At 69.6% G+C, this 20,439-nt stretch carries 18 protein-coding genes and 1 pseudogene; 11 read left to right on the plus strand and 8 right to left on the minus strand.

Going from position 1 to position 20,439, the window contains the following annotated elements:
* Positions 1-437, plus strand: a pseudogene (locus ACRDPN_RS01670) (ABC transporter permease); the annotation flags it as partial.
* On the opposite strand, the gene ACRDPN_RS01675 reads toward ACRDPN_RS01670, so the two are convergent.
* Both ACRDPN_RS01675 and ACRDPN_RS01680 read right to left on the minus strand, forming a co-directional pair.
* Complete coding sequence (locus ACRDPN_RS01675; protein ID WP_431445591.1) at positions 434-2,239, minus strand: CocE/NonD family hydrolase; 1,806 nt, start codon at positions 2,237-2,239, stop codon at positions 434-436. The pseudogene ACRDPN_RS01670 and the gene ACRDPN_RS01675 sit on opposite strands and share 4 nt — an antisense overlap.
* Before the next feature lie 66 nt (positions 2,240-2,305).
* Positions 2,306-3,088 (minus strand): IclR family transcriptional regulator, encoded by a 783-nt coding sequence (locus ACRDPN_RS01680; RefSeq protein WP_431445592.1) that lies wholly within the window; start codon positions 3,086-3,088, stop codon positions 2,306-2,308.
* A gap of 80 nt (positions 3,089-3,168) precedes the next feature.
* On the opposite strand from ACRDPN_RS01680, the gene hutH reads away from it, so the two are divergent.
* The 6 genes from hutH to hutI are packed head-to-tail and all read left to right on the plus strand — an operon-like array spanning position 3,169 to position 10,225.
* Positions 3,169-4,686 carry a histidine ammonia-lyase gene (gene hutH / locus ACRDPN_RS01685; RefSeq protein WP_431445593.1) on the plus strand — a complete coding sequence of 506 codons (1,518 nt, stop codon included), beginning with the start codon at positions 3,169-3,171 and terminating at the stop codon, positions 4,684-4,686.
* Positions 4,683-6,338: a urocanate hydratase gene (gene hutU, locus ACRDPN_RS01690; RefSeq protein ID WP_431445594.1), complete on the plus strand. Its 1,656-nt coding sequence runs from the start codon at positions 4,683-4,685 to the stop codon at positions 6,336-6,338. Before hutH ends, hutU begins: the two co-directional genes overlap by 4 nt.
* Positions 6,335-7,510: an allantoate amidohydrolase gene (locus ACRDPN_RS01695; protein ID WP_431445595.1), complete on the plus strand. Its 1,176-nt coding sequence runs from the start codon at positions 6,335-6,337 to the stop codon at positions 7,508-7,510. The genes hutU and ACRDPN_RS01695 overlap by 4 nt, the downstream gene beginning before the upstream one ends.
* Positions 7,507-7,986, plus strand: coding sequence for a GNAT family N-acetyltransferase (locus tag ACRDPN_RS01700; protein WP_431445596.1), 480 nt, complete (start codon positions 7,507-7,509; stop codon positions 7,984-7,986). Before ACRDPN_RS01695 ends, ACRDPN_RS01700 begins: the two co-directional genes overlap by 4 nt.
* A 2-nt stretch (positions 7,987-7,988) precedes the next feature.
* Positions 7,989-9,098 (plus strand): formimidoylglutamate deiminase, encoded by a 1,110-nt coding sequence (locus ACRDPN_RS01705; protein ID WP_431445597.1) that lies wholly within the window; start codon positions 7,989-7,991, stop codon positions 9,096-9,098.
* The gene (gene hutI / locus ACRDPN_RS01710; RefSeq protein ID WP_431445598.1) at positions 9,095-10,225 is read left to right on the plus strand and encodes an imidazolonepropionase; all 1,131 of its coding nucleotides are present in this window, start codon (positions 9,095-9,097) and stop codon (positions 10,223-10,225) included. The genes ACRDPN_RS01705 and hutI overlap by 4 nt, the downstream gene beginning before the upstream one ends.
* Before the next feature lie 54 nt (positions 10,226-10,279).
* On the opposite strand, the gene ACRDPN_RS01715 is transcribed toward hutI, so the two are convergent.
* The 3 genes from ACRDPN_RS01715 to ACRDPN_RS01725 form a co-directional block, all read right to left on the minus strand.
* Positions 10,280-12,745: a heterodisulfide reductase-related iron-sulfur binding cluster gene (locus ACRDPN_RS01715; RefSeq protein ID WP_431445599.1), complete on the minus strand. Its 2,466-nt coding sequence runs from the start codon at positions 12,743-12,745 to the stop codon at positions 10,280-10,282.
* Positions 12,746-12,829: 84 nt separating this feature from the next.
* Positions 12,830-12,973 (minus strand): hypothetical protein, encoded by a 144-nt coding sequence (locus tag ACRDPN_RS01720; protein ID WP_431445600.1) that lies wholly within the window; start codon positions 12,971-12,973, stop codon positions 12,830-12,832.
* Positions 12,970-13,440 (minus strand): DUF4396 domain-containing protein, encoded by a 471-nt coding sequence (locus tag ACRDPN_RS01725; RefSeq protein WP_431445601.1) that lies wholly within the window; start codon positions 13,438-13,440, stop codon positions 12,970-12,972. Before ACRDPN_RS01725 ends, ACRDPN_RS01720 begins: the two co-directional genes overlap by 4 nt.
* Before the next feature lie 39 nt (positions 13,441-13,479).
* On the opposite strand from ACRDPN_RS01725, the gene ACRDPN_RS01730 reads away from it, so the two are divergent.
* Genes ACRDPN_RS01730 through ACRDPN_RS01745 form a run of 4 tightly spaced genes read left to right on the plus strand, consistent with a single transcriptional unit; the run spans position 13,480 to position 17,152 of the window.
* The gene (locus tag ACRDPN_RS01730; protein ID WP_431445602.1) at positions 13,480-13,779 is read left to right on the plus strand and encodes a metal-sensitive transcriptional regulator; all 300 of its coding nucleotides are present in this window, start codon (positions 13,480-13,482) and stop codon (positions 13,777-13,779) included.
* Between the two features lie 28 nt (positions 13,780-13,807).
* Positions 13,808-14,014, plus strand: a complete 207-nt coding sequence (locus ACRDPN_RS01735; protein WP_431445603.1) for a heavy-metal-associated domain-containing protein — start codon at positions 13,808-13,810, stop codon at positions 14,012-14,014.
* Entirely contained in the window at positions 14,011-14,940 is a 930-nt protein-coding gene (locus ACRDPN_RS01740) for a hypothetical protein (protein ID WP_431445604.1), read from the plus strand. The genes ACRDPN_RS01735 and ACRDPN_RS01740 overlap by 4 nt, the downstream gene beginning before the upstream one ends.
* On the plus strand, positions 14,921-17,152 hold the full coding sequence (locus tag ACRDPN_RS01745) for a heavy metal translocating P-type ATPase (protein ID WP_431445605.1): 2,232 nt from the start codon (positions 14,921-14,923) through the stop codon (positions 17,150-17,152). The genes ACRDPN_RS01740 and ACRDPN_RS01745 overlap by 20 nt, the downstream gene beginning before the upstream one ends.
* On the opposite strand, the gene ACRDPN_RS01750 is transcribed toward ACRDPN_RS01745, so the two are convergent.
* The 3 genes from ACRDPN_RS01750 to ACRDPN_RS01760 are packed head-to-tail and all read right to left on the minus strand — an operon-like array spanning position 17,153 to position 20,375.
* The gene (locus tag ACRDPN_RS01750) at positions 17,153-18,625 is read right to left on the minus strand and encodes a multicopper oxidase family protein (protein ID WP_431445606.1); all 1,473 of its coding nucleotides are present in this window, start codon (positions 18,623-18,625) and stop codon (positions 17,153-17,155) included. It lies immediately after the preceding gene.
* Positions 18,622-19,098, minus strand: a complete 477-nt coding sequence (locus ACRDPN_RS01755) for a hypothetical protein (RefSeq protein WP_431445607.1) — start codon at positions 19,096-19,098, stop codon at positions 18,622-18,624. Before ACRDPN_RS01755 ends, ACRDPN_RS01750 begins: the two co-directional genes overlap by 4 nt.
* A gap of 50 nt (positions 19,099-19,148) precedes the next feature.
* The gene (locus tag ACRDPN_RS01760) at positions 19,149-20,375 is read right to left on the minus strand and encodes an MFS transporter (RefSeq protein ID WP_431445608.1); all 1,227 of its coding nucleotides are present in this window, start codon (positions 20,373-20,375) and stop codon (positions 19,149-19,151) included.
* Positions 20,376-20,439: the final 64 nt, after the last annotated feature.

Here is a 20,439-nt window from a genome sequence, read left to right on the forward strand (position 1 = left end):
CCGCGATCCTGTTCGTGGTCGGCACCGTCACGGCGCTGCTCGGATACGTCGGCGGCAACTACTTCCTGGACCGCGAAGGCATCGGCCTGGCCCTCGAAGGTGACGTCGCGCGGTCGATGTACGGGTACGGGCTGTTCTTGGCTGGACTCGGTCTGCTGTCGGTGGCGGTGGCGTTCATCCTGCGGCACACCGCGCTGGCCTTGTCCCTCGTGCTCGCTCTTGTCTTCGTGATGAACAACCTCGTGCTGCTGATCCCGGGCGAGACCGGCGAGTGGATCACCAAGCTGATGCCGAGCAACGCCGGAATGGTGATCGCCACGCCCGCGCCGTTCAACCCGCTGCTACTTGACGCGTGGCCGAGCTTCGCGGTGTTCGTCGGCGAAGTGGCGGCGCTGCTCCTGGTGGCGTGGGCCGTCCTCCGCCGCCGCGACGCCTAAGGAACGACGGGCAGCTTGAGGGCCTGGTCGGCGCTGCCGGTGGCGATGGTCACTGGCGTCGGGGCGAGCCCGCCGCGGTAGTTCGTCGAGCCGCCGGCGACCACGAGGCGGATTGAGTGCCCGGACTCGAAGCGGTGGACGAAGCCGGGCAGCGTCACGGTGAAATTCTGACCGACGTCGGGCACGCGAACCGGGGCGACGAGGTTGCGGATCAGCTTCGCCTCGCCGGTGGAGTCGACGTCGAGCACCTTCATGAACAGGACGAGCTTGCCCGGGTTGAGTCCCTGGGTGGCCACGGCCGACGGGGCGTCGACCTTCAGTGTCAGCTCGGGTGACCCGACGACGTCGACGTCGTCGGTGCTGGGTGCGGACGTGAACGTGGCAAAGGTGCCGTCGACGTCCTTCTCGGGCAGCGTGATGGGCGGTGTCGGGAACGAGCGCGCGGCGTCGAGCTGGTCGGACGACGACGGCAGACTCCCTGGGGTAACGAACGACTGGGCGGCAGTGGCGATCTGCCCTTGGTCCGTGACGAGCTCCTTGCCGGACAGGTAGTACGACGTGGGCGCGCCCACCGGATACGTCGCGCTGGTCGCGTAGGCCGGCGTCGCGATGCCGGTGTAGGAGACCCAGTCGCGGAAGTAGGCGAACTCGGGGCCGGTGTCGACGCCGGTGTTCTTGAGGTGGTGGTCGAACCAGTCGGCGATGCGGCCGGTCACGTACTGCGTCTCCGTGTCCGGGCTGCGAGTCTCGATCTCACCGGGTGCGGTCGGACCCGAGTGGCCGCCGTTGAACCAGATCATCTTGGCCGGCGTGCCCTGAGCCTTCAGAGCCCGGTAGTTGGCCACACCCTCGTTGAGGTTGAACAGGGTGTCGCTCTGCCCTTGGATGATGAGCGTCGGGATCTTGATCTTCTTCATGTAGCTCGTCACGGAGGCGTGCCGCAGCTGGTCGGTCTGGTACTCCGTCAGGGTTCCCGTCGTGCCGGCGTAGACGAGAGCGGGGCACACGAACGTCGCGAAGTTCGGGCAGCCGAGCAGACGTTGCGGGTACGACGGCGCCTCCTGTACGCCCTCGGACACGCCGAGAGCCGTGAAGCCGAGGGCCCAGACCTGCTTGGCCGCCCCCGGTGTGTTGGTGCTGACGCCGCTCAGCGCGGGCTGCTTCTGTGACGTGTTGTTGGGGGCCAGCGAGTACGAGAGGTCGTTCCAGGTGATCAGCGGCACGATCGTGTCGATGCGCTGGTCGAGACCTGCCGCCGCGAACTGCACCCCACCGCCGTAGGAGCCGCTGACCATCCCCACGCGAGGGTCGTTCGCGCTCGGCAGGCCGTCGCGCTGGATGACGTCGAGCACCGGCGCTGGGTCCTGGTGAGCCTTGTCGGTATACGCCACGCCGGTTGTGCCACCGAGGTAGCCGACGAGCTGCTTCGCCGCCTCGCCGTCGAAGTCGGGGTCGTCGAGCGTGATCTTGCAGTCGGACCCGCCGAAGCCGAGCCCGGAGTAGGAGAGCACCGCGTAGCCGCGGTTGGCGAACTCCTTGCCGATGCCGGCCTGGTCGGCCTTCGATCCGCCGAAACCGTTGGTCGTGAGGATCGCCGGAACGCGGGAAGTGGGAGACGCGGAGGTCGGGAGGTAGAGGTCACCGACGATGTTGCACTCCGTCTTGGCGTCAGGCCCGACCAGCACCTTGAAGTTGAGCGCGGTGACGGTGAAGGACTCGGCGGCGGCGGCAGACGACACGGGAGCGACCAGCGCGGCGAGGCAGAGTGCAGCAGTGGCCAGGCCGCCCAAAGGACGGGTCATGCGCATGGGTTGCTCCCTCGATCTCTCCCTACCCCTGAGTATGAAAACGACGTAGCGGCGCGCAAGTTATGCAGTCTCAGCACGGGCTCGATGACCGGGAGGACCGGGCCGCAGCCGGCGGGTGATCTCCCCGGCCGTGGAACGCACGGCGGTGGCCAGATCGTCGACGTCCGGGGACCGGCGGGTCTCCCACGTGACGGCGACGCTCGCGTGGATCGTCCCAGCTTCGACGGCCGCCGCCACCGAGGCGAAGCCGGGCGTCACCTCGCCGTCCTCCGTGGCGTGGCCGCGGGCTCTGGTGGTGACGAGCAGCCGACGCAGCTCGGTCGGCGACGACGGTCCCGTACCGGTGCGCGTCACGAACACGTCACGGCTGGGAAAGAGGGCACGGACCTGGGCGGCCGGCAGCCCGGCGAGGATGGCGCGGCCCGACGCGGTGAGGTGGGCGGGCAGACGCACACCCACATCCGTGACAAGAGGTGGCCGGCCCGGTGCGCGCTCCTCGATGACGTAGAGCACGTCGGCACCCTGAAGCACCACGAGGTGTGCGGACTCCCCGACCTGATCCACCAGGCGGGCCAGTGGGGCGCGGGCGAGCCGGGCCAGCGGTTCCTGGCGCGCGAACCCGTGCCCGACCTCCCAGGACGCGAGACCCATGCCCCAGGTCCGGTCCTCGGGATAGTGGACGACGAAGTCCTCGTTCGCCATGGCCGTCAGCAGGTGGTAGGTCGTCGAGCGGGGAAGGCCCAACGCACCGGCAATGCGGGCTGCCGGGACGGGTACAGGCTGGCTCGACAGCAGCCTGAGGACGCGTAGGGCGGACGTCGCGGCGGGAACGGGACGGCTCATCTCCCCATTGTCTCGGATCCGAGATGCATCTGTCTCGGTCGGTCTTTCGGAGGGACGCTGCCGGGGCGTCTCATGGAGTCATGGACGTGATCGTGGATGTCGGCCCACTGAGTCTCGATGACGTGGCGCGGGTCGCACGCGAGAACGCGCGGGTGTCGATCGCGCCCGAGGCCCGTGAGGCCATCGTCAGAGCGCGCAAGCACGTCGAAGACCTGGCCGCGTCGGACACCCCGGTGTACGGCGTCTCGACCGGTTTCGGGGCCTTGGCCAACCGCGACATCGCGCCCGAGCAGCGCACACGCTTGCAGAAGAGCCTGATCCGCTCGCACGCCGCCGGCGCCGGTCCGCGGGTCGAGGACGAGGTCGTGCGCGCCCTGATGCTGCTGCGACTCTCCACCCTGTGCACCGGTCACACCGGCGTCCGGCTCGAGACCGCCGAGGCCTACGCGGCCATGCTCAACGCCGGCCTCTCGCCCGTCGTCCTGGAGCACGGCAGCCTCGGCTGCTCGGGCGACCTCGCGCCGCTCGCCCACTGCGCTCTCGCCGTGATGGGAGAGGGCGAGGTCGTCGACGACGGCGTCGTCCGGCCAGCCGCCGAGGCTCTGGCGGACCACGGACTCGCCACGGTCGAGCTTGCCGAGAAGGAGGGTCTCGCGCTCATCAACGGCACGGACGGCATGCTCGGGATGCTCGTCCTCGCGATCCGCGACCTCACGCAGCTGCTTGAGATGGCCGACCTCACCGCCGCCCTCAGCATCGAGGGGCTGATGGGCACCGACCGCGTGCTGGCGGCAGACCTTCAGGCGCTGCGTCCGCATCCGGGCCAGGCTGCGTCGGCATCCCACATGGCCGCGCTGCTCGCCGGGTCGCCGATCGTGGCGAGCCACCGGTACGGCGACGACCGGGTGCAGGACGCCTATTCCCTGCGCTGCGCGCCACAGGTCCACGGCGCCGCGCGCGACACCGTCGACCACGCCGCCGCGGTTGCCGAGCGCGAGCTCGCGGCGGCGATCGACAACCCGTCCGTGCTCGACGACGGCCGCCTCGAGTCGCACGGAAACTTCCACGGCGCCCCGCTGGCGTACGTGCTCGACTTCCTCGCCATCGCGGTCGCCGACGTCGCCGGGATGAGCGAGCGTCGCACCGACCGTTTCCTCGACGCCGCCCGCAATCACGGCCTGCCGGCCTTCCTCGCCGACGACCCGGGCGTCGACTCGGGCATGATGATCGCGCAGTACACCCAGGCCGCGATCGTCAGCGAGCTCAAGCGGCTCGCGGTACCGGCCAGCGTCGACTCCATCCCGTCCAGTGCGATGCAGGAGGACCACGTGTCGATGGGCTGGTCGTCGGCCCGCAAGCTGAGGCGTGCCGTCGACGGGCTGACTCGCGTGCTCGCGGTCGAGATGATGACCGCCGCGCGCGGGGTCGAGCTGCGGGCTCCACTCCGTCCGGCCGCCGGCACGGGCGCCGCCATCGCCGCACTGCGGGAGAAGGTCGCCGGACCCGGACCGGACCGATTCCTCGCCCCAGACATCGAGGCAGCCGTCGAGCTCGTCCGCTCGGGTGCCCTCGTCGAAGCAACGAAGGAGCAAGCATGAGAGACATTCGCGCACCCCGCGGCACGGAGCTGACCGCCCGGTCGTGGCAGACCGAGGCACCGATGCGGATGCTGATGAACAACCTCGATCCGGAGGTCGCCGAGCATCCCGAGCAGCTGGTCGTCTACGGCGGCTCCGGCAAGGCGGCGCGCGACTGGCGTTCGTACGACGCCATCGTCCGCACCCTCACCGACCTGCACGACGACGAGACGCTGCTCGTCCAGTCGGGCCGCCCGGTCGGCGTCATGCGCACGCACGAGTGGGCGCCGCGGGTGCTCATCGCCAACTCCAACCTGGTGGGCGACTGGGCGACATGGCCGGAGTTCCGCCGGCTGGAGGCGGCCGGACTCACGATGTACGGGCAGATGACCGCCGGCTCCTGGATCTACATCGGCACGCAAGGCATTCTGCAGGGCACCTACGAGACGTTCGGCGCCGTCGCCACGAAGAAGTTCAACGGATCGCTTGCCGGCACCATCACCCTCACCGCGGGACTCGGTGGCATGGGTGGCGCGCAGCCGCTGGCCGTGACGATGAACGACGGCGTGTGCGTGTGCGTAGAGGTCGACCAGTCGCGCATCACCCGCCGCATCGAGCACCGGTACCTCGACGTCCAGGCCGACGACCTCGCACACGCGATGCGGCTCGCCGAGGATGCGAAGGCGCGGCGCGTCCCACTCTCGATCGGCGTGCTCGGCAACGCCGCCGACGTGTTCCCCGAGCTGCACGCGGCGGGTGCACCGATCGACGTCGTCACCGACCAGACCAGTGCGCACGACCCGCTGTACTACCTGCCGCGCGAGATCGCGTTCGACGACTGGGCAGCGGAGCGCGAGAAGGATCCGGCCGGGTTCACCGAGCGCGCCCGCGCGTCGATGGCTCGCCACTGCGAGGCGATGGTCGGTTTCCTCGACGCCGGAGCCGAGGTCTTCGACTACGGCAACTCCCTGCGCGCCGAGGCACGCGAAGGCGGCTACAACCGAGCCTTCGACTACCCGGGATTCGTCCCGGCCTACATCCGGCCACTGTTCTGCGAGGGCAAGGGTCCGTTCCGGTGGGCCGCGCTCTCCGGCGACCCGGCCGACATTCGCGCGACCGACGAGGCAGTGCTCGACCTGTTTCCGCATGATGACCACTTGGCCCGTTGGCTACGCATGGCAGATGAACGAGTCGCAACCCAAGGACTTCCTGCCCGCATCTGCTGGCTCGGCTACGGCGAGCGCGAGAAGGCCGGGATGCGATTCAACGACATGGTGGCGAGCGGTGAGCTGAAGGCCCCAGTCGTCATCGGTCGCGACCACCTCGACTGCGGCTCCGTCGCCTCGCCCTACCGCGAGACGGAGGCCATGCTCGACGGCTCCGACGCCATCGCCGACTGGCCGCTGCTCAACGCGATGGTCAACGTCGCGTCGGGCGCCACCTGGGTGTCGATCCACCATGGTGGCGGCGTCGGGATCGGCCGCTCCATCCATGCTGGCCAGGTGTGCGTCGTCGACGGCACCGCTCTCGCCGGCGAGAAGGCCCAGCGGGTCCTCACCAACGACCCGGGCATGGGCGTCATCCGTCACGTCGACGCCGGCTACGACGAGGCCGCCGAGGTCGCGGCCGAGCGCGGTGTCCGCGTCCCCATGCGCGAGAGTTCCGGTCCTTGAGCCCGTCGAAAGGGCTCGACGCCATCGCGGACATCGGGCTCGACGCCCACACGGGCGGCTACCGCCGGTTCGCGTGGAGCGACGCCGACATGGAGCTGCGGGAGTGGTTCGTCGGCGAGGCCGAGGCACGCGGCATGGACGTCGTCGAGGACGGCAACGGCAACCAGCTCGCGCGGACCAAGCCCGGCCCCGACGCGCTGCTGCTCGGCTCGCATCTCGACTCCGTGCCGGACGGTGGGGCCTTCGACGGTCCGCTCGGCGTGGTGTCCGCCTTCGCCGCGCTGGACCGGCTTCCCGAGCACAACCGGCCGATCGTCATCGCCAACTTCGCGGACGAGGAAGGGGCACGGTTCGGCATCGCGTGTGCCGGCTCGCAACTGGCAACCGGCGCACTCGCCCCGGACAAGGCCCTCGCGCTAAAGGATCGTGACGGATACACGCTCGCCGAGATTCTGACGCAACGTGGCCGCGACCCTTACAGGGTGGGTCCGCCCGGCTGGCTCGACGACATCGGCACGTTCGTCGAGCTGCACGTCGAGCAGGGGCGCCACCTCGTGCACACCGGTGACGCGGTCGGCGTAGCCACCGCAATCTGGCCGCACGGGCGTTGGCGGCTCGACTTCTGCGGTGTCGCCGACCACGCGGGTGCGACCCGGATGGAGGACCGGCGCGACCCGATGCTCGCGTATGCCGCGACTGCCCTGGCAGCCCGCCGGCTTGCGACGGATGCCGACGCGCGGGCCACGTTCGGACGTCTGGAGGTTGCACCTGGTGGCACGAACGCCATCCCGTCGCGCGTGCGGGCATGGCTCGACGCCCGCGCGTCGACCGAGGACGAGCTGGAGCTTCTGGTCGACGAGATCGTGGCCGAGGCGCGTCAGGCGAGCATGGCCGACGACACCGAGATCGAGGTCTCTGCTGACTCGGTGAGCCCGGCGGTCACGTTCGACGTTCCCCTCCGCGACCGTCTCGCCACCCTGCTCGACGCACCGGTCCTGCCGACCGGCGCCGGCCATGACGCCGGAGTGCTCAGCCCACACATCCCGACCGCGATGCTCTTCGTCCGCAACCCCACCGGGGTCTCCCACTCGCCGGCCGAGCATGCCGAAGCCGACGACTGCGTGGCGGGGGTCGACGCGCTGGCACGCGTCGTGGAGACTCTGGCCACATGACGAGAACGCGCCTCGCGACCTCCGACGACGCCGAGATCGTCGCCAGCATGCTGCACGACTTCAACGTCGAGTTCGACACTCCGACGCCGGGCGTCGAGTTCCTGGTCGGGCGTTGCCGCACGCTGCTCGACGCCGGCGACATGACCGTCGTCCTGGGCGGTGACGCCCTTCGACAGGCTCAGGATCCCCCGCTCGGCCTCGGCGTGCTGCGGTTCTGGCCCGCGCTGTGGAGCGACGGCTTCGTCGCGTACCTCGAGGAGCTCTACGTCGTGCCGGACCGCCGCGACCAGGGCATCGGCGGGGCGATCATGGCGACCGCCATGGATCTCGCGCGCAGTCTCGGCGGAGTCGAGATGTACATCGGGGTCGACGAGCCCGACGTCGACACCCGCCGCTTTTACGAGCGGCTCGGCTTCCGCAACCACGACCCCGACGACCCGTCGGCCCGGATGTTCTTCTACGAGCGCGAGCTCTGACGATGCGGGCGTTCGCGAACTGCCATAGCCACGTATTCCATCGAGCGCTGCGCGGGCGCGCCGGCGGTGACTCGTTCTGGTCGTGGCGTGACGACATGTACGCGTTGGCAGCCGTGCTCGATCCCGACCTGCTCCACCAGCTCGCGCGTGCCACCTACGCCGAGATGCGCCTCGCCGGCATCGACGCCGTCGGCGAGTTCCACTACCTGCACCACCAGCCGGACGGCACCCCGTACGACGACCCGAACGCGATGGGCGAGGCGCTCATCGTCGCGGCGCGCGACGTCGGCCTGCGGCTCTGCCTGCTCGACACCTGCTACCTCGCCGCCGGCTTCGGGGAACCGGCGGACGGCGTCCAGCAGCGGTTCGAAGAGGGCGACGCCGACCGGTGGGCCGCCCGCGTGCACGACCTCGATGCCCGTCACGGCGACGAGCCCGATGTGGTGATCGGCGCCGCGGTGCACTCGGTGCGGGCCGTGCCTCCTTCTCAGCTGCCAATCGTCGCCGAGGCGCTCCCCGACGCCCCGCTGCACGTCCACGTGTCGGAGCAGCCGGCCGAGAACGAGGCGTGCCTCGCCGCGACCAGGATGACACCGGTAGCGCTGCTCGATGAGGCCGGCGTGTGGACGCCGCGCACCACGGCCGTCCACGCGACGCACCTCACCGACGAGGACATCCGGACTCTCGGCGGCGCCGGCGTGTTCGTGTGCTTCTGCCCGACCACGGAGGCCGACCTCGGCGATGGCATCGGACCCAGCGTCGCCCTGCGCGACGCCGGTGCCCGCCTGACCCTCGGCTCGGACGGGCATACGGTGATCGACATGTTCGCGGAGGCCCGCGCGGTCGAGATGCACGAGCGGTTGGCGTCCGGACGTCGGGGATCTTGGAGCCCTGACGACCTGTGGGACGCCGCGACCAGCACCGGCCACGCCTCGCTCGGATTCGACGCCGGCGGCACCTTCGAGATCTCGCCGTCGGTGCGCACCGCCGGGTCCGACGAGTCGCTCTGGTCGGCCACCGCAGCCGACGTCGTGCCCCCCGCCGACCTCGACCCGGCGAAGGTCGCGGCCGATCTGGACGCCGCGATCGACGCGTGCTGGAGCCGCGTGTGACGAGCCTCCTGGTCACGAACATCGGCGAGCTCGTCAGCTGGGACGACGAACGACCGGTGCTGCGCGACGCCGCGCTGGTCGTGGAGCACGGGAAGGTCACCTGGATCGGCGAGCGCACGGCCGCGCCAGATGCCGACGCGGTGCACGACGTCGCCGGCGCCGCGGTGATCCCCGGGTTCGTCGACTCCCACACCCACCTCGTCTTCGCCGGCGACCGTGCGGCGGAGTTCGAGGCGCGGATGGCCGGCCGACCGTATGAGGCCGGCGGCATCCGCACGACGGTGGCCGCGACCCGCGCGGCGAGCGACGAGCAGCTGGCGGCGAACGTCGCGCGACACGTCGCCCAGATGCGGGCCCAAGGCACCACCACCGTGGAAATCAAGAGTGGGTACGGCCTGACGGTCCACGACGAGGCCCGCTCCCTGGCGATCGCGCGGCAGTTCACCGAAGAGACGACATTCCTCGGTGCCCACGTCGTGCCGGACGGAACTGACGTCGCGAGCTACGTGGACCTCGTCACCGGGCCGATGCTCGAGGCCTGCGCCCCGTACGCCCGCTGGATCGACGGCTTCTGCGAGGAGGGCGCGTTCGGCGCCGACGAGGCCCGCACCGTGCTGAAGGCCGGGATCGCGGTCGGGCTCGAGGTGCGCATCCACGCGAACCAGCTCGGGTCCGGTCCCGGTGTGCAGCTCGCTGCCGAGGTCGGTGCCGCGGCGGCCGACCACTGCACCTACCTCGACGATGCCGACGTCGCCGCGCTTTCGGATGGCGGCGTGGTGGCCGGGCTGCTGCCCGGCGTGGAGTTCTCGACCCGCTCGCCCTATCCCGACGCCCGACGCCTGATCGACGCCGGCGTCACCGTCGCGCTGGCCACCGACTGCAACCCCGGCAGCTCGTACACCTCGTCGATGCCGTTCTGCATCGCGCTCGCGGTGCGCGAGATGGGCATGACGCCGCTCGAGGCGGTCTGGTCGGCGACGCGTGGAGGCGCGTTCTCACTCCGCCGAGACGACGTGGGTCACCTGGCCGTCGGCGCGAAGGCCGACCTCGTCGTCCTGGACGCGCCCTCGCACGTCCACCTCGCCTACCGCCCCGGCGTCCCCATCGCTTCGGTCCTCCAGATGTGAAGACTTCCGGCCCACCAGATCGCAGGGTGGGCCGGAAGTCTTCACATCTCGAGGTCAGGGCTTGTCGTCGTCGTCTGACGCGAGATCGGTGGCACCTTCGCTGACGTCCTTGCTGGAGGGCTGCGGATCGGTGAAGGGGACGGTGTCGGCACCCGCCTCCGGCTCCGGGTCGGGCACCTCCTCGACGGCGGGCTCGTCTTCACCGGTCGGTTCGGGCGCCTCCTCCTTGACGTTGCTCTTGGCGAGCACCTCGGAGTCGTCTTCGGGCGTCTCGGGCGCGGGCGCGGTCGCACCAGCATCGGCGGCAACGACGGTGGCTTGCTCCGCCTCGGCCACGACGGACACCGCGTCGCCGCGCTTGACCGACGCCAGCAGCATCTGGGCGACGTCGAGCACCTCGACCTCCTCGCGGGCGTTGCCCTCGGCCTGCTGGGCGGTGAGCCCGTCGGACAGCATCACGTGGCAGAACGGGCATCCGACCGCGATCTGGTCGGCGCCGGTGGCGACGGCCTCCTCAGTGCGGTTCGCGTTGATGCGCGAGCCGACCGTCTCCTCCATCCACATGCGGGCGCCGCCGCCACCGCAGCAGAAGGAGCGCTCGGAGTTGCGGGGCATCTCGGTGAACGTGGCACCCGGGATGACCTCGAGCAGCTCGCGGGGCGGTGCGTAGACCTGGTTGTGGCGACCGAGGAAGCATGGGTCGTGGTACGTGATCGTCTTGCCGTCACCGTTCGTCGACCCCGCGGAGGGCGCGACCGGGGTCAGCTTCTTCTCGCGCACGAGCCGGTTGAGCAGCTGGGTGTGGTGGACGACCTCGAGCTCGACGCCGAACTCGGCGTACTCGTTCTTGAGGGTGTTGAAGCAGTGCGCGCAGGTGGAGACGACCTTCTTGACCTTCGTCTCCTTGAACACCTCGGCGTTCTCCATGGCCAGCTGCATGAAGACGACCTCGTTGCCGGCGCGACGGGCCGGGTCGCCGGTGCAGGTCTCGCCGTCGCCCAGGACGGCGAACTCGACACCGGCCATGTGCAGCATCTCGGCGACGGCCTGGGTGGTCTTCTTGGCCCGGTCCTCGAACGCGCCGGCGCAGCCGACCCAGAACAGGTACTCGACCTCGTCGAGGCTCTCGACGTCGACGCCCACCTGCTTGACCTCGAAGTCGAGGCCCTTGGCCCAGTCCATGCGGCCCTTGGGGTCCATGCCCCACGGGTTCCCCTTGCGCTCGAGGCCCTTGAAGATGTTGTTGAGCTCGGACGGGAAGTTCGACTCCACCATCACCTGGTAGCGCCGCATGTCATCGATGTGGTCGACGTGCTCGATGTCGACCGGGCACTGCTCGACGCACGCTCCGCAGTTGACGCACGACCAGAGGACGTCGGGGTCGATCACCGCGCCGCCGCTTGGGTGCCATGCGTCGCCCTCGGTCTCGCCGACGAGGGGCCGCTCGGCCTCGGCAAGCACCGATGCCGACAGGCCGGCGCGTTCCTCGTCGCTGTCGGCGAGCAGGTACGGCGCCTTGGCGAACGCGTGGTCGCGCAACCCCATGACGAGCAGCTTGGGGCTGAGCGGCTTCTCGGTGTTCCACGCCGGGCACTGGTCCTGGCAGCGGCCGCACTCGGTGCAGGTGGCGAAGTCGAGCATGCCCTTCCAGCTGAAGTCCTCGATCTTGCCGACGCCGAGCTTCTCGAAGTCCTCCTCCTCGAGCTCCTCCATCGACTCCATGGTGACGGGCTCGCCGCGCACCATCATCGGCTTGACCGCGCCGAGCGCGACCGGGCGACGCCCGAACAGGACGTTGACCGGCGCCAGGAATATGTGCAGGTGCTTGGAGTTCAGCACCTGGATCAGGAAGACGAGCATGACGCCGATGTGGAGCAGCAGCCCGATGTGCTCGAGCATGACGTTGGTGTCCTCACCCAGCGGCTCGAGCAGCCTGCCGACCGCCTGCGAGGCGAACGCCCCGTCGCCGTAGGGGAAGTGACCGGTGTTCACACCCGCGCCGCGGAACAGCATCATCGTCCAGATGACGTTGAAGATCATGAACAGCACGAGCCAGGCGCCACCCAGGTGGGAGCCCTTGAACCGCGACTTCCGGCCGAGCCGCTCGGGCGAGTTCTTGAACCGGATGACGGCGAAGGTCGCGAGGCTGAACAGTGCCATGACCGCGATGAAGTCCTGGAGGAAGCCCAGCAGGTCCCAGTGGCCGATGATCGGGATGGCGAAGCCCTCCTGGAACAGCGAGCCGTAGGCCTCGAGGTACACCGAGGCCAGGATCAGGAACGCCCAGAACACGAAGAAGTGCGCGGCTCCGGGCACCGACCACTTGAGCAGCTTCTTCTGGCCGAAGACCTCGACGAGCTGGGTCTTGACCGCCTCGCCGAGTCGGCCGCGGACGTTCTCGATGCGGTCGGGGGCCGGCTGCCCGCTGGTGATCAGGCGGTAGAGAAAGTGGACTCGCCGCCCGGCGATCGGGAGGGCGATCGCGTTCATCAGGATGCCGATGACCAGCACAACCGTCATTACTTACTCCAAACAGTCAGTCACGTTCGCCCTGAGACTACCCGTGATCGACCGCGCCGACGCGCTGAGGCAATCCTTGCCAGCTCAGCTTTTGACGATGCTGTGCTGGCTGCTGGAGCCGTGACTCGGCCGGTTGGCGTCGTCGTACTCGAGCTCGGCCGCGATCGAGACGGTGAGGCCGCCGAGCAGGAAGCCGATGACTCCGGCCGCGAGCGTGTTGGTGTTCATGAGTGTGCTCCGTCTCCGTGCATGTAGCGGTGGGTGAGCGCGTGGCCCTTGCCCTTGGTGAGCAGGTAGCGGTTCACCGGGAAGGCCGCGATGAAGGCAGCCGTGAGGGCGATCATCATGCCGAGCCAGAAGATCGGATTGACGAGACCCGCGTCCATCGCTCCGGGGATCACCGCCATCACCAGGTTGTCGACGATCTCCATCACCGTGATGGAGAGGGTGTCGGCGGCGAACACGATGCTGAGTGCCCCGAAGAACGACAGCCCGGCCTGGAGCAGCGGCAGGGTCGAGAGCGCATAGCCGAACAGAAAGGCCAGTCCGACCGCCAGGGCGATCGTCACGCCCGTGGAGAGGCCGGCGGCGGTGCCGATCATCAGGCCGAGGATCTCCCCGATCGCGCAGCCGGTCAGGCAGTGCAGGGTGGCGTTCGCTGCCATGTTGTTGAGTTGCGGGTTCGCTGAGCTCATGTCTTGCAACATACCATAGGGGGGTATAGTGTGGGAATCATGAACGAGACGCCACACCCCCACGGTTACATCCACCAGAAGGATGACTACCTCAAGCGGCTCCGTCGCATCGAGGGGCAGGCCCGCGGCCTGCAGCGGATGGTCGAGGAGGAGCAGTACTGCATCGACATCCTGACCCAGGTCTCCGCGATGACGAAGGCGCTGGAGTCGGTGGCGCTGGGCCTGCTCGACGAGCACCTGGCCCATTGCGTGGTCGACGCCGCTCGCGCCGGCGGACCCGAGGCGCAGATCAAGGTCAAGGAAGCCTCCGACGCCATCGCTCGCCTCGTCCGATCCTGACCACCCCCACACGAGAGGAAAATCAAGAATGAGTGACACCGCTACCTACACCGTCGCCGGCATGCACTGCGGCCACTGCGCCGCCTCGGTCCGCGAGGAAGTCACCGAGATCGCCGGAGTCGAGAACGTCGACGTCGTCATCGAGACCGGTGCGTTGACGGTCACGAGCAACCAGCCGGTCGACCAGGCCGACGTGAAGGCCGCGGTCGAAGAGGCCGGCTACCAGCTCGTATGACTACGCCAATCAGGGTCGCCGGATTCGTCGCAGCGCTCGCTGCGGTGTTCGCCGTCGCGCTCGGCATCGGGACCGCGGTGGGCCCGCTGGGCGAACCAGCTGGGCACGACGCCGGGCACCAGGGGGAGGGTGACGCGGCTGCGTCCGAAGCCGCCGACCTACCAGGCGGGCTGATGGTCTCGCAGAACGGCTACACATTCTCACTCGACGAGAAGGTGGCGAAGGCGGGTCAAGACGTCCCGATCTCCTTCACCATCGACGGGCCGGACGGCCGCCCGGTCACGGAGTACGACCTGGAGCACGAGAAGCGGCTCCACCTGATCGCGGTGCGCCGCGACTTCGAGGGTTTCCAACACGTCCATCCTCGCCTCGGCGCGGACGGTCGTTGGGACGTCGATCTCGACCTGGCACCGGGCCAGTGGCGGCTGTATGCCGACTTCAAGGCCACCGGAGCGGAGGCACTGACCCTGGGCACCGATCTCACCGTCCCCGGTGACGTCGAGGCGGCCGCGGCCTCGGAGGAGACCCGCACCGCTCGCATCGACGGGTACACGGTGACGCTCGACGGAGACCTCACCCCCGGAGCCGACGCCAAGCTGCGGCTCGCGGTGGAGCGCGACGGCAAGCCGGTCACGGACCTGCAGCCCTACCTCGGCGCCTTCGGCCACCTGGTGGCGCTCCGCGAAGGCGATCTCGCCTACCTGCACGTCCATCCCGACGGCACGACGGGCAATGGCATGACCGAGCCGGGCCCCGAGGTCGTCTTCTACGCCGCCGTCCCGAGCGACGGCACGTACCGCCTGTACCTCGACTTCAAGCACGACGGAGTCGTCCGGACGGCCGCGTTCAACGTCTCCACCGGCGGCGCCGCGACCGAGGATGCCGCGAAGAGCGAGGAGTCGGCCGATGGCCACGGCGACCACTGATCTCGAGCTGGCGATCACTGGCATGACCTGCGCCTCGTGTGCCAACCGCATCGAGCGCAAGCTCAACAAGCTCGACGGCGTCAGCGCCACGGTGAACTACGCGACCGAGAAGGCGAAGGTCACCTTCCCCGAGGCGTTGTCGCCGGCCGACCTCGTGAGCACCGTGCGGCAGGCGGGGTACGACGCTGCGCTCCCGCTCGACGAGCAGGACGAGGCCTTGATCGACGACCCGACCCGCAGTCTCCGTGAGCGGCTACTCGTGTCGGCCGTGCTCACCGTGCCGGTCGTCGCCATGGCGATGGTCCCGGCGCTGCAGTTTACGTACTGGCAGTGGTTGTCCCTCACCCTTGCGGCGCCGGTCGTCGTGTGGGGGGCATGGCCGTTCCACCGGGCCGCGTGGCTCAACCTGCGGCACGGCACCTCGACGATGGACACACTCATCTCGATGGGGACGCTCGCCGCGTTCGGCTGGTCGGTCTACGCCCTGTTCTGGGGCACGGCCGGCACGCCGGGCATGACCCACCCGTTCGAGCTGACTGTGGCCCGCACCGACGGTGCCGCGAACATCTACCTCGAGGCCGCCGCGGGCGTCACCACGTTCATCCTAGCCGGGCGCTACTTCGAGGTCCGGTCCAAGCGGCGGGCCGGAGCGGCACTCCGGGCGCTGCTGGAGCTCGGCGCCAAGGATGTCGCGGTCCTGCGCGACGGTGCCGAGCAACGCATTCCGACCGATCAGCTGGCCGTCGACGACCGCTTCGTGGTGCGTCCCGGCGAGAAGATCGCGACCGACGGCACCGTCGAGGACGGGGTCTCGGCGGTCGACGCCTCCATGCTCACCGGCGAGTCGGTTCCGATCGAGGTCGGACCGGGCGACACCGTCGCGGGCGCAACCGTCAACGTCGGCGGACGCCTCGTGGTCCGAGCCACCCGCGTCGGGGCCGACACCCAGCTCGCCCAGATGGCCCGCCTCGTCGAGGACGCCCAGAACGGCAAGGCGCAGGTCCAGCGTCTGGCCGACCGGATCTCGGGAATCTTCGTGCCGATCGTGATCGCCCTGGCGGTGGCGACCCTCGGGTTCTGGGTGGGCGCCGGTGGCGGGCTGCCGGCCGCGTTCACCGCCGCGGTCGCGGTGCTGATCATCGCCTGCCCCTGCGCCCTCGGCCTGGCCACACCGACCGCGCTGATGGTCGGCACCGGGCGGGGCGCCCAGCTCGGCATCCTGATCAAGGGGCCGGAGGTGCTGGAGTCCACCCGCACCGTCGACACCATCGTGCTCGACAAGACCGGCACCGTGACCAGCGGACAGATGACCCTCACCGACGTCATCGCAGCCGACGGCGAGGACGCCGACGACGTGCTCCGCTTCGCCGGCGCGCTCGAAGACGCGTCCGAGCACCCGATCGCCCAGGCCATCACCGTCGGCGCGCGGGAGCGACTCGGCGACCTGCCCACCGTCGACGACTTCGCCAACCTCGAGGGCCTCGGCGTCCAGGGCATCGTCGTCGACCGTGGCGACAGCCATGCCGTGCTGGTGGGCCGGCCGCAGCTGCTCGCGAACTGGTCGCAGCACCTGCCCCCCGAGCTCGTGGATTCCCTGGAGAAAGCCCAGGCGACCGGCGGCACCGCGGTCGCGGTCGGCTGGGACGGACGGGCACGCGGCATCATCGTGGTCGCCGACGCCGTCAAGCCCACATCCGCCGAGGCGATCACGCAGCTGCGGTCGCTGGGCCTCGCTCCCGTGCTCCTGACCGGTGACAACGCAGCCGTTGCCCGCACCGTCGCCGCCGAGATCGGCATCGATGCTGACGCGGTCATCGCCGACGTGCTGCCTGCCGACAAGGTCGACGCCGTCAAGCGTCTGCAGTCCGAGGGCAAGGTCGTCGCCATGGTCGGCGACGGTGTCAACGACGCCGCCGCGCTCGCCCAGGCCGACCTCGGCCTGGCCATGGGCACCGGCACCGACGTGGCGATCGAGGCCAGCGACCTCACCCTGGTCAGAGGCGACCTGAGGGTTGCAGCGGACGCGATCCGGCTCTCCCGGCGAACCCTGACCATCATCAAGGGCAACCTGTTCTGGGCCTTCGCCTACAACGTGGCCGCCCTGCCGCTGGCCGCAACCGGGTTGCTCAACCCGATGCTGGCCGGCGCGGCGATGGCGTTCTCGTCGGTGTTCGTCGTCAGCAACAGCCTGCGGCTGCGCCGATGGTCGTGACTACTCCGGCTCGTTGTCGGCGTCGCCGCCGACCTTGTACGGAGTACTGACGCCCTCGTACATCAGGTGCGCCACCAACCCCTCCGCGGCGTGCGGGAGGTTGTGGCAGTGGTCCATCCAGATGCCCGGGTTGTCGGCCTTGAAGACGAGGTCGACCGTCTCGCCGTCCTCCACGTCGATGGAGTCCAGCGCGGCCATGCTGCCGCGCGCGGGCTTCCCGTCCCGGCTCAGGACCACGGCGTGGTGGCCGTGCAGGTGCATTGGGTGCACCTCGCCGCTGTGGTTCTCGATGCTGAACTTCACCACGTCGCCTTCGCGCACCGTGAACATGGGCACGTCCGGCCACAGGTGGCCGTTGATGGTCCACCACAGGCCGGGTCGGCCGTCGAGGAAGCCGGGTCGACGGCCGATCGAGTAGTCGAAGGTGCGGTCGGGCTGGTAGGCGTCGAAGGTGAGCTCGGTCGGCGAGCCGTAGGGGAGCAGGTCGAGCTCCTGTTTCGGCTGCGGCGGCTTCTTGGGGGTCTGGGCCGGGTCGCGCGGCCCGATGACGAACGTCGTCGCCCCGCTCAGCTGCACGCGTGCGCCTCCCGTGGTGGGCACGGTGACCTCGAGGTCGGCCCTCCCGCCGCCCGGCAGCTTCAGGAACCGGTTCGTCACGGGCGTCGGCTCGTTGATGTCACTGCCGTCGAGGGCCACGACGCGGTAGGGCACCGAGGCCCACACCGGCATCGTGGCGTTGTCGGTGTTGACGACCCGGATCCGCACGCGTTCGCCGGCCGGGGCCGGCACGGTTGTGGTGCCTGGCTTGCCGTTGAGGGTGCGGTTTCCGTGGTAGGTGTGGGCCACGCCGAGGAGGTCCTTGTCCTGCTCGATCCCGTCCTTCGGCTGCACGACCAAAGAGCCGAACAGCCCGCCGATCACCTGCTCGTGCGAGACCTGGTGGGAGTGGTACCAGTACGTGCCGACCTGCTCGGCGACGAAACGGTACGTGTGCTGCCCTCCGACCTCGACCGCGTCCTGCGTCACGCCCGCGACGCCGTCCTCGGCGTTGGGCACGTCGATGCCGTGCCAGTGGATCGTGGCGCCCTCCTCGACCGAGGCGTTGCGCAGTGTCACCTCGACGAGGTCACCTTCGTTCGCGCTGATCTTCGGCCCGGGGGTGCGGTCGTTGAGGGTGAAGCCGTCGATCTCCTGCCCGGACGCGAGCTTGATCGTGCCTTCGCGTGCGACCAGGTCGACCGTGACGTCCGCACGCCTCTCCGGGTCGATCCGCAGATCGTCGACGCTGGTCGCGCCCGCGCCGTGAGACCCGTGCCCTGATCCCTTGGGACCGCCGCCGTAGTCGGGGTAGCCCATGTCCATCACGGAGTACGCAGGCGGCATGAGGCTCTGCTGCCAGAACCAGCCGAGCGGTAGCAGGATGGCGGCCGTGGCCGCCACCCCGATCAGCAGACGTCGCCGGTCCTTCGTCACGCAGCCTGTTCAGACGGTGTCGGTGGTGATTCCGTAACGGACTTCGCCGCCCTGGACGCCATCACGGCCGCACTGAAGATGATGAAGGCGTTCAGGCCGTGCAGCAGCGACAGCAGCGGCGTCCCCGTGGCCGCCGCGAAGGTGCCCAGGAGATACTGGACCACGATCGCGATGAAGACGATGCCCGCCAGCATCGGCCCGCGCGGCACCTTGGCGAAGAACGAGATGATCAGCAGGATCAGCCCGGTCAAGGGGATGACGACCGTGCCGATGATGAAGAAGTGCAGGAAGCTGCCGAGGGATCCCTCGAACGTCGGCGGGTTCTCGTCCCAGCCCTCGATGACGGACTTGTCGAGCGTGTTCCCGGCGTCGATCCAGGTGAACACGCCGCCGATCGCGTAGGCGATCATCGCCGCCTGGACGACGACGAGAACGGCGATGGTGCCGGCCAGGATGCGGTAGGTCTGACGCATACGGGTTCCTCCCTAGTTTCCCTCAGGGACAGAATGGCACCACAGCGGCCTCAACATGACGATATCGGTGATCTTTCTTGCCGCGCGCCATGCTCGCCCTTCACGGGCACGATCGGCACGGCCAGCAGCGCGAACAGCGCCACGGACGCGAATGCAATCGCGTAACCGGCGTCGGTCACGAGCGCCCCCACGAACGGAGGGACGAGTGCGGCGGCGACGTACTGACCGGTGTTGTGCACGCCCATCGCCCGGCCCGACCAGAAGGGACCGCCGAGCTCGGCGACAGCAGTGAACGCCAGCCCGTTGCTGGCCACCGTGACGGCCGCGGCCACGATGATGATCGCAACGGCGAGCAGGGTGGCCTCCACGAGCCCGAGCGCCGTCATTGTGACGACCGTGGCGACCGCGACGAGGCGCATCGGGCGAAGGCGGCTGCCGACCCGGTCCGACCACCAACCGGCCGCGATGCGCGCGCCTGCGCCGAGGAGCTGGGTCGAGCCTACGAGCGCGCCCGCGGCCGTCGTGGACCAGCCGCGGGCGTCGATGAGCCAGACCAGCATGAACGTCCATATCGTGAGCTGCGGGACGACGAGCAGCATCGACGCGACGTGGATGCGGGCCAGCCGGGAGCTGCCGCGGTACGGGTTGGCGAGCTGGCCGCGCCCGGCCGCTTCCTCGCGGCTCGGGCGCGTCGGATCGACGACGAGGAGGGCGACCGCGACCGTAGCCACTGCACTGACCACCGTCGGGACCAGCAAGGCGGCCCGCAACCCGCCCGCCTCTGCCGTGACCGGGACGATGAAGGCCGCCAGACTGATGCCGAACGGCAGTGCCGTCTGCCGGATCCCCATGGTGAACCCGCGTCGCTCCGGCGGAAACCAGCCGACGACGAGCCGTCCGCTCGCCGAGTTCGTGCTTGCCGCACCGACCCCGACGAGCAGCAGGAAGGCCCCGATGACCACGTACGACGTGCCCGAGCTCGATGAGCCCAGCGCAGCGCCGAAGCCCCCCACTGTGACGATCGTCAGACCGATCGTCAGGGAGAGCCGTTCACCGATCCGGTCGACGACGGCGCCCCACACGACCAGCGTGAGCATCGTCCCGACGAGCGACGTAGAGGCGAGGAGCCCGGCCTGCACGAGCGTGAGTCCGCGTTCGAGCGTCAGAAACGGGATGAGGAAGACCGGCGCGTTGGCCAGCAACGTGCCCGCGACCTGCGCCAGCATCCCGACCGCCAGCATCGTCCACCGGCTCGGCGCGTCGCCGGCGGGAGCCATGGTTCAGCGGGGGAGGGCGCCGGCCGCGGCGAGCGCCTGCATGAGCAGGGTGCCGCGCCCGCCT

The organism is Aeromicrobium sp., from assembly GCF_050700635.1.
Taxonomy (GTDB): domain Bacteria; phylum Actinomycetota; class Actinomycetes; order Propionibacteriales; family Nocardioidaceae; genus Aeromicrobium.

Excerpts from the sequence above, each read along its gene's own strand:
- ACRDPN_RS01675 (WP_431445591.1), bottom strand. The coding sequence starts at position 2,239 with ATGACCCGTCCTTTGGGCGGCCTGGCCACTGCTGCACTCTGCCTCGCC.
- ACRDPN_RS01680 (WP_431445592.1), bottom strand. The coding sequence starts at position 3,088 with ATGAGCCGTCCCGTTCCCGCCGCGACGTCCGCCCTACGCGTCCTCAGG.
- hutH (WP_431445593.1), top strand. The coding sequence starts at position 3,169 with ATGGACGTGATCGTGGATGTCGGCCCACTGAGTCTCGATGACGTGGCG.
- hutU (WP_431445594.1), top strand. The coding sequence starts at position 4,683 with ATGAGAGACATTCGCGCACCCCGCGGCACGGAGCTGACCGCCCGGTCG.
- ACRDPN_RS01700 (WP_431445596.1), top strand. The coding sequence starts at position 7,507 with ATGACGAGAACGCGCCTCGCGACCTCCGACGACGCCGAGATCGTCGCC.
- ACRDPN_RS01705 (WP_431445597.1), top strand. The coding sequence starts at position 7,989 with ATGCGGGCGTTCGCGAACTGCCATAGCCACGTATTCCATCGAGCGCTG.
- ACRDPN_RS01715 (WP_431445599.1), bottom strand. The coding sequence starts at position 12,745 with ATGACGGTTGTGCTGGTCATCGGCATCCTGATGAACGCGATCGCCCTC.
- ACRDPN_RS01720 (WP_431445600.1), bottom strand. The coding sequence starts at position 12,973 with ATGAACACCAACACGCTCGCGGCCGGAGTCATCGGCTTCCTGCTCGGC.
- ACRDPN_RS01725 (WP_431445601.1), bottom strand. The coding sequence starts at position 13,440 with ATGAGCTCAGCGAACCCGCAACTCAACAACATGGCAGCGAACGCCACC.
- ACRDPN_RS01730 (WP_431445602.1), top strand. The coding sequence starts at position 13,480 with ATGAACGAGACGCCACACCCCCACGGTTACATCCACCAGAAGGATGAC.
- ACRDPN_RS01735 (WP_431445603.1), top strand. The coding sequence starts at position 13,808 with ATGAGTGACACCGCTACCTACACCGTCGCCGGCATGCACTGCGGCCAC.
- ACRDPN_RS01740 (WP_431445604.1), top strand. The coding sequence starts at position 14,011 with ATGACTACGCCAATCAGGGTCGCCGGATTCGTCGCAGCGCTCGCTGCG.
- ACRDPN_RS01745 (WP_431445605.1), top strand. The coding sequence starts at position 14,921 with ATGGCCACGGCGACCACTGATCTCGAGCTGGCGATCACTGGCATGACC.
- ACRDPN_RS01755 (WP_431445607.1), bottom strand. The coding sequence starts at position 19,098 with ATGCGTCAGACCTACCGCATCCTGGCCGGCACCATCGCCGTTCTCGTC.
- ACRDPN_RS01760 (WP_431445608.1), bottom strand. The coding sequence starts at position 20,375 with ATGGCTCCCGCCGGCGACGCGCCGAGCCGGTGGACGATGCTGGCGGTC.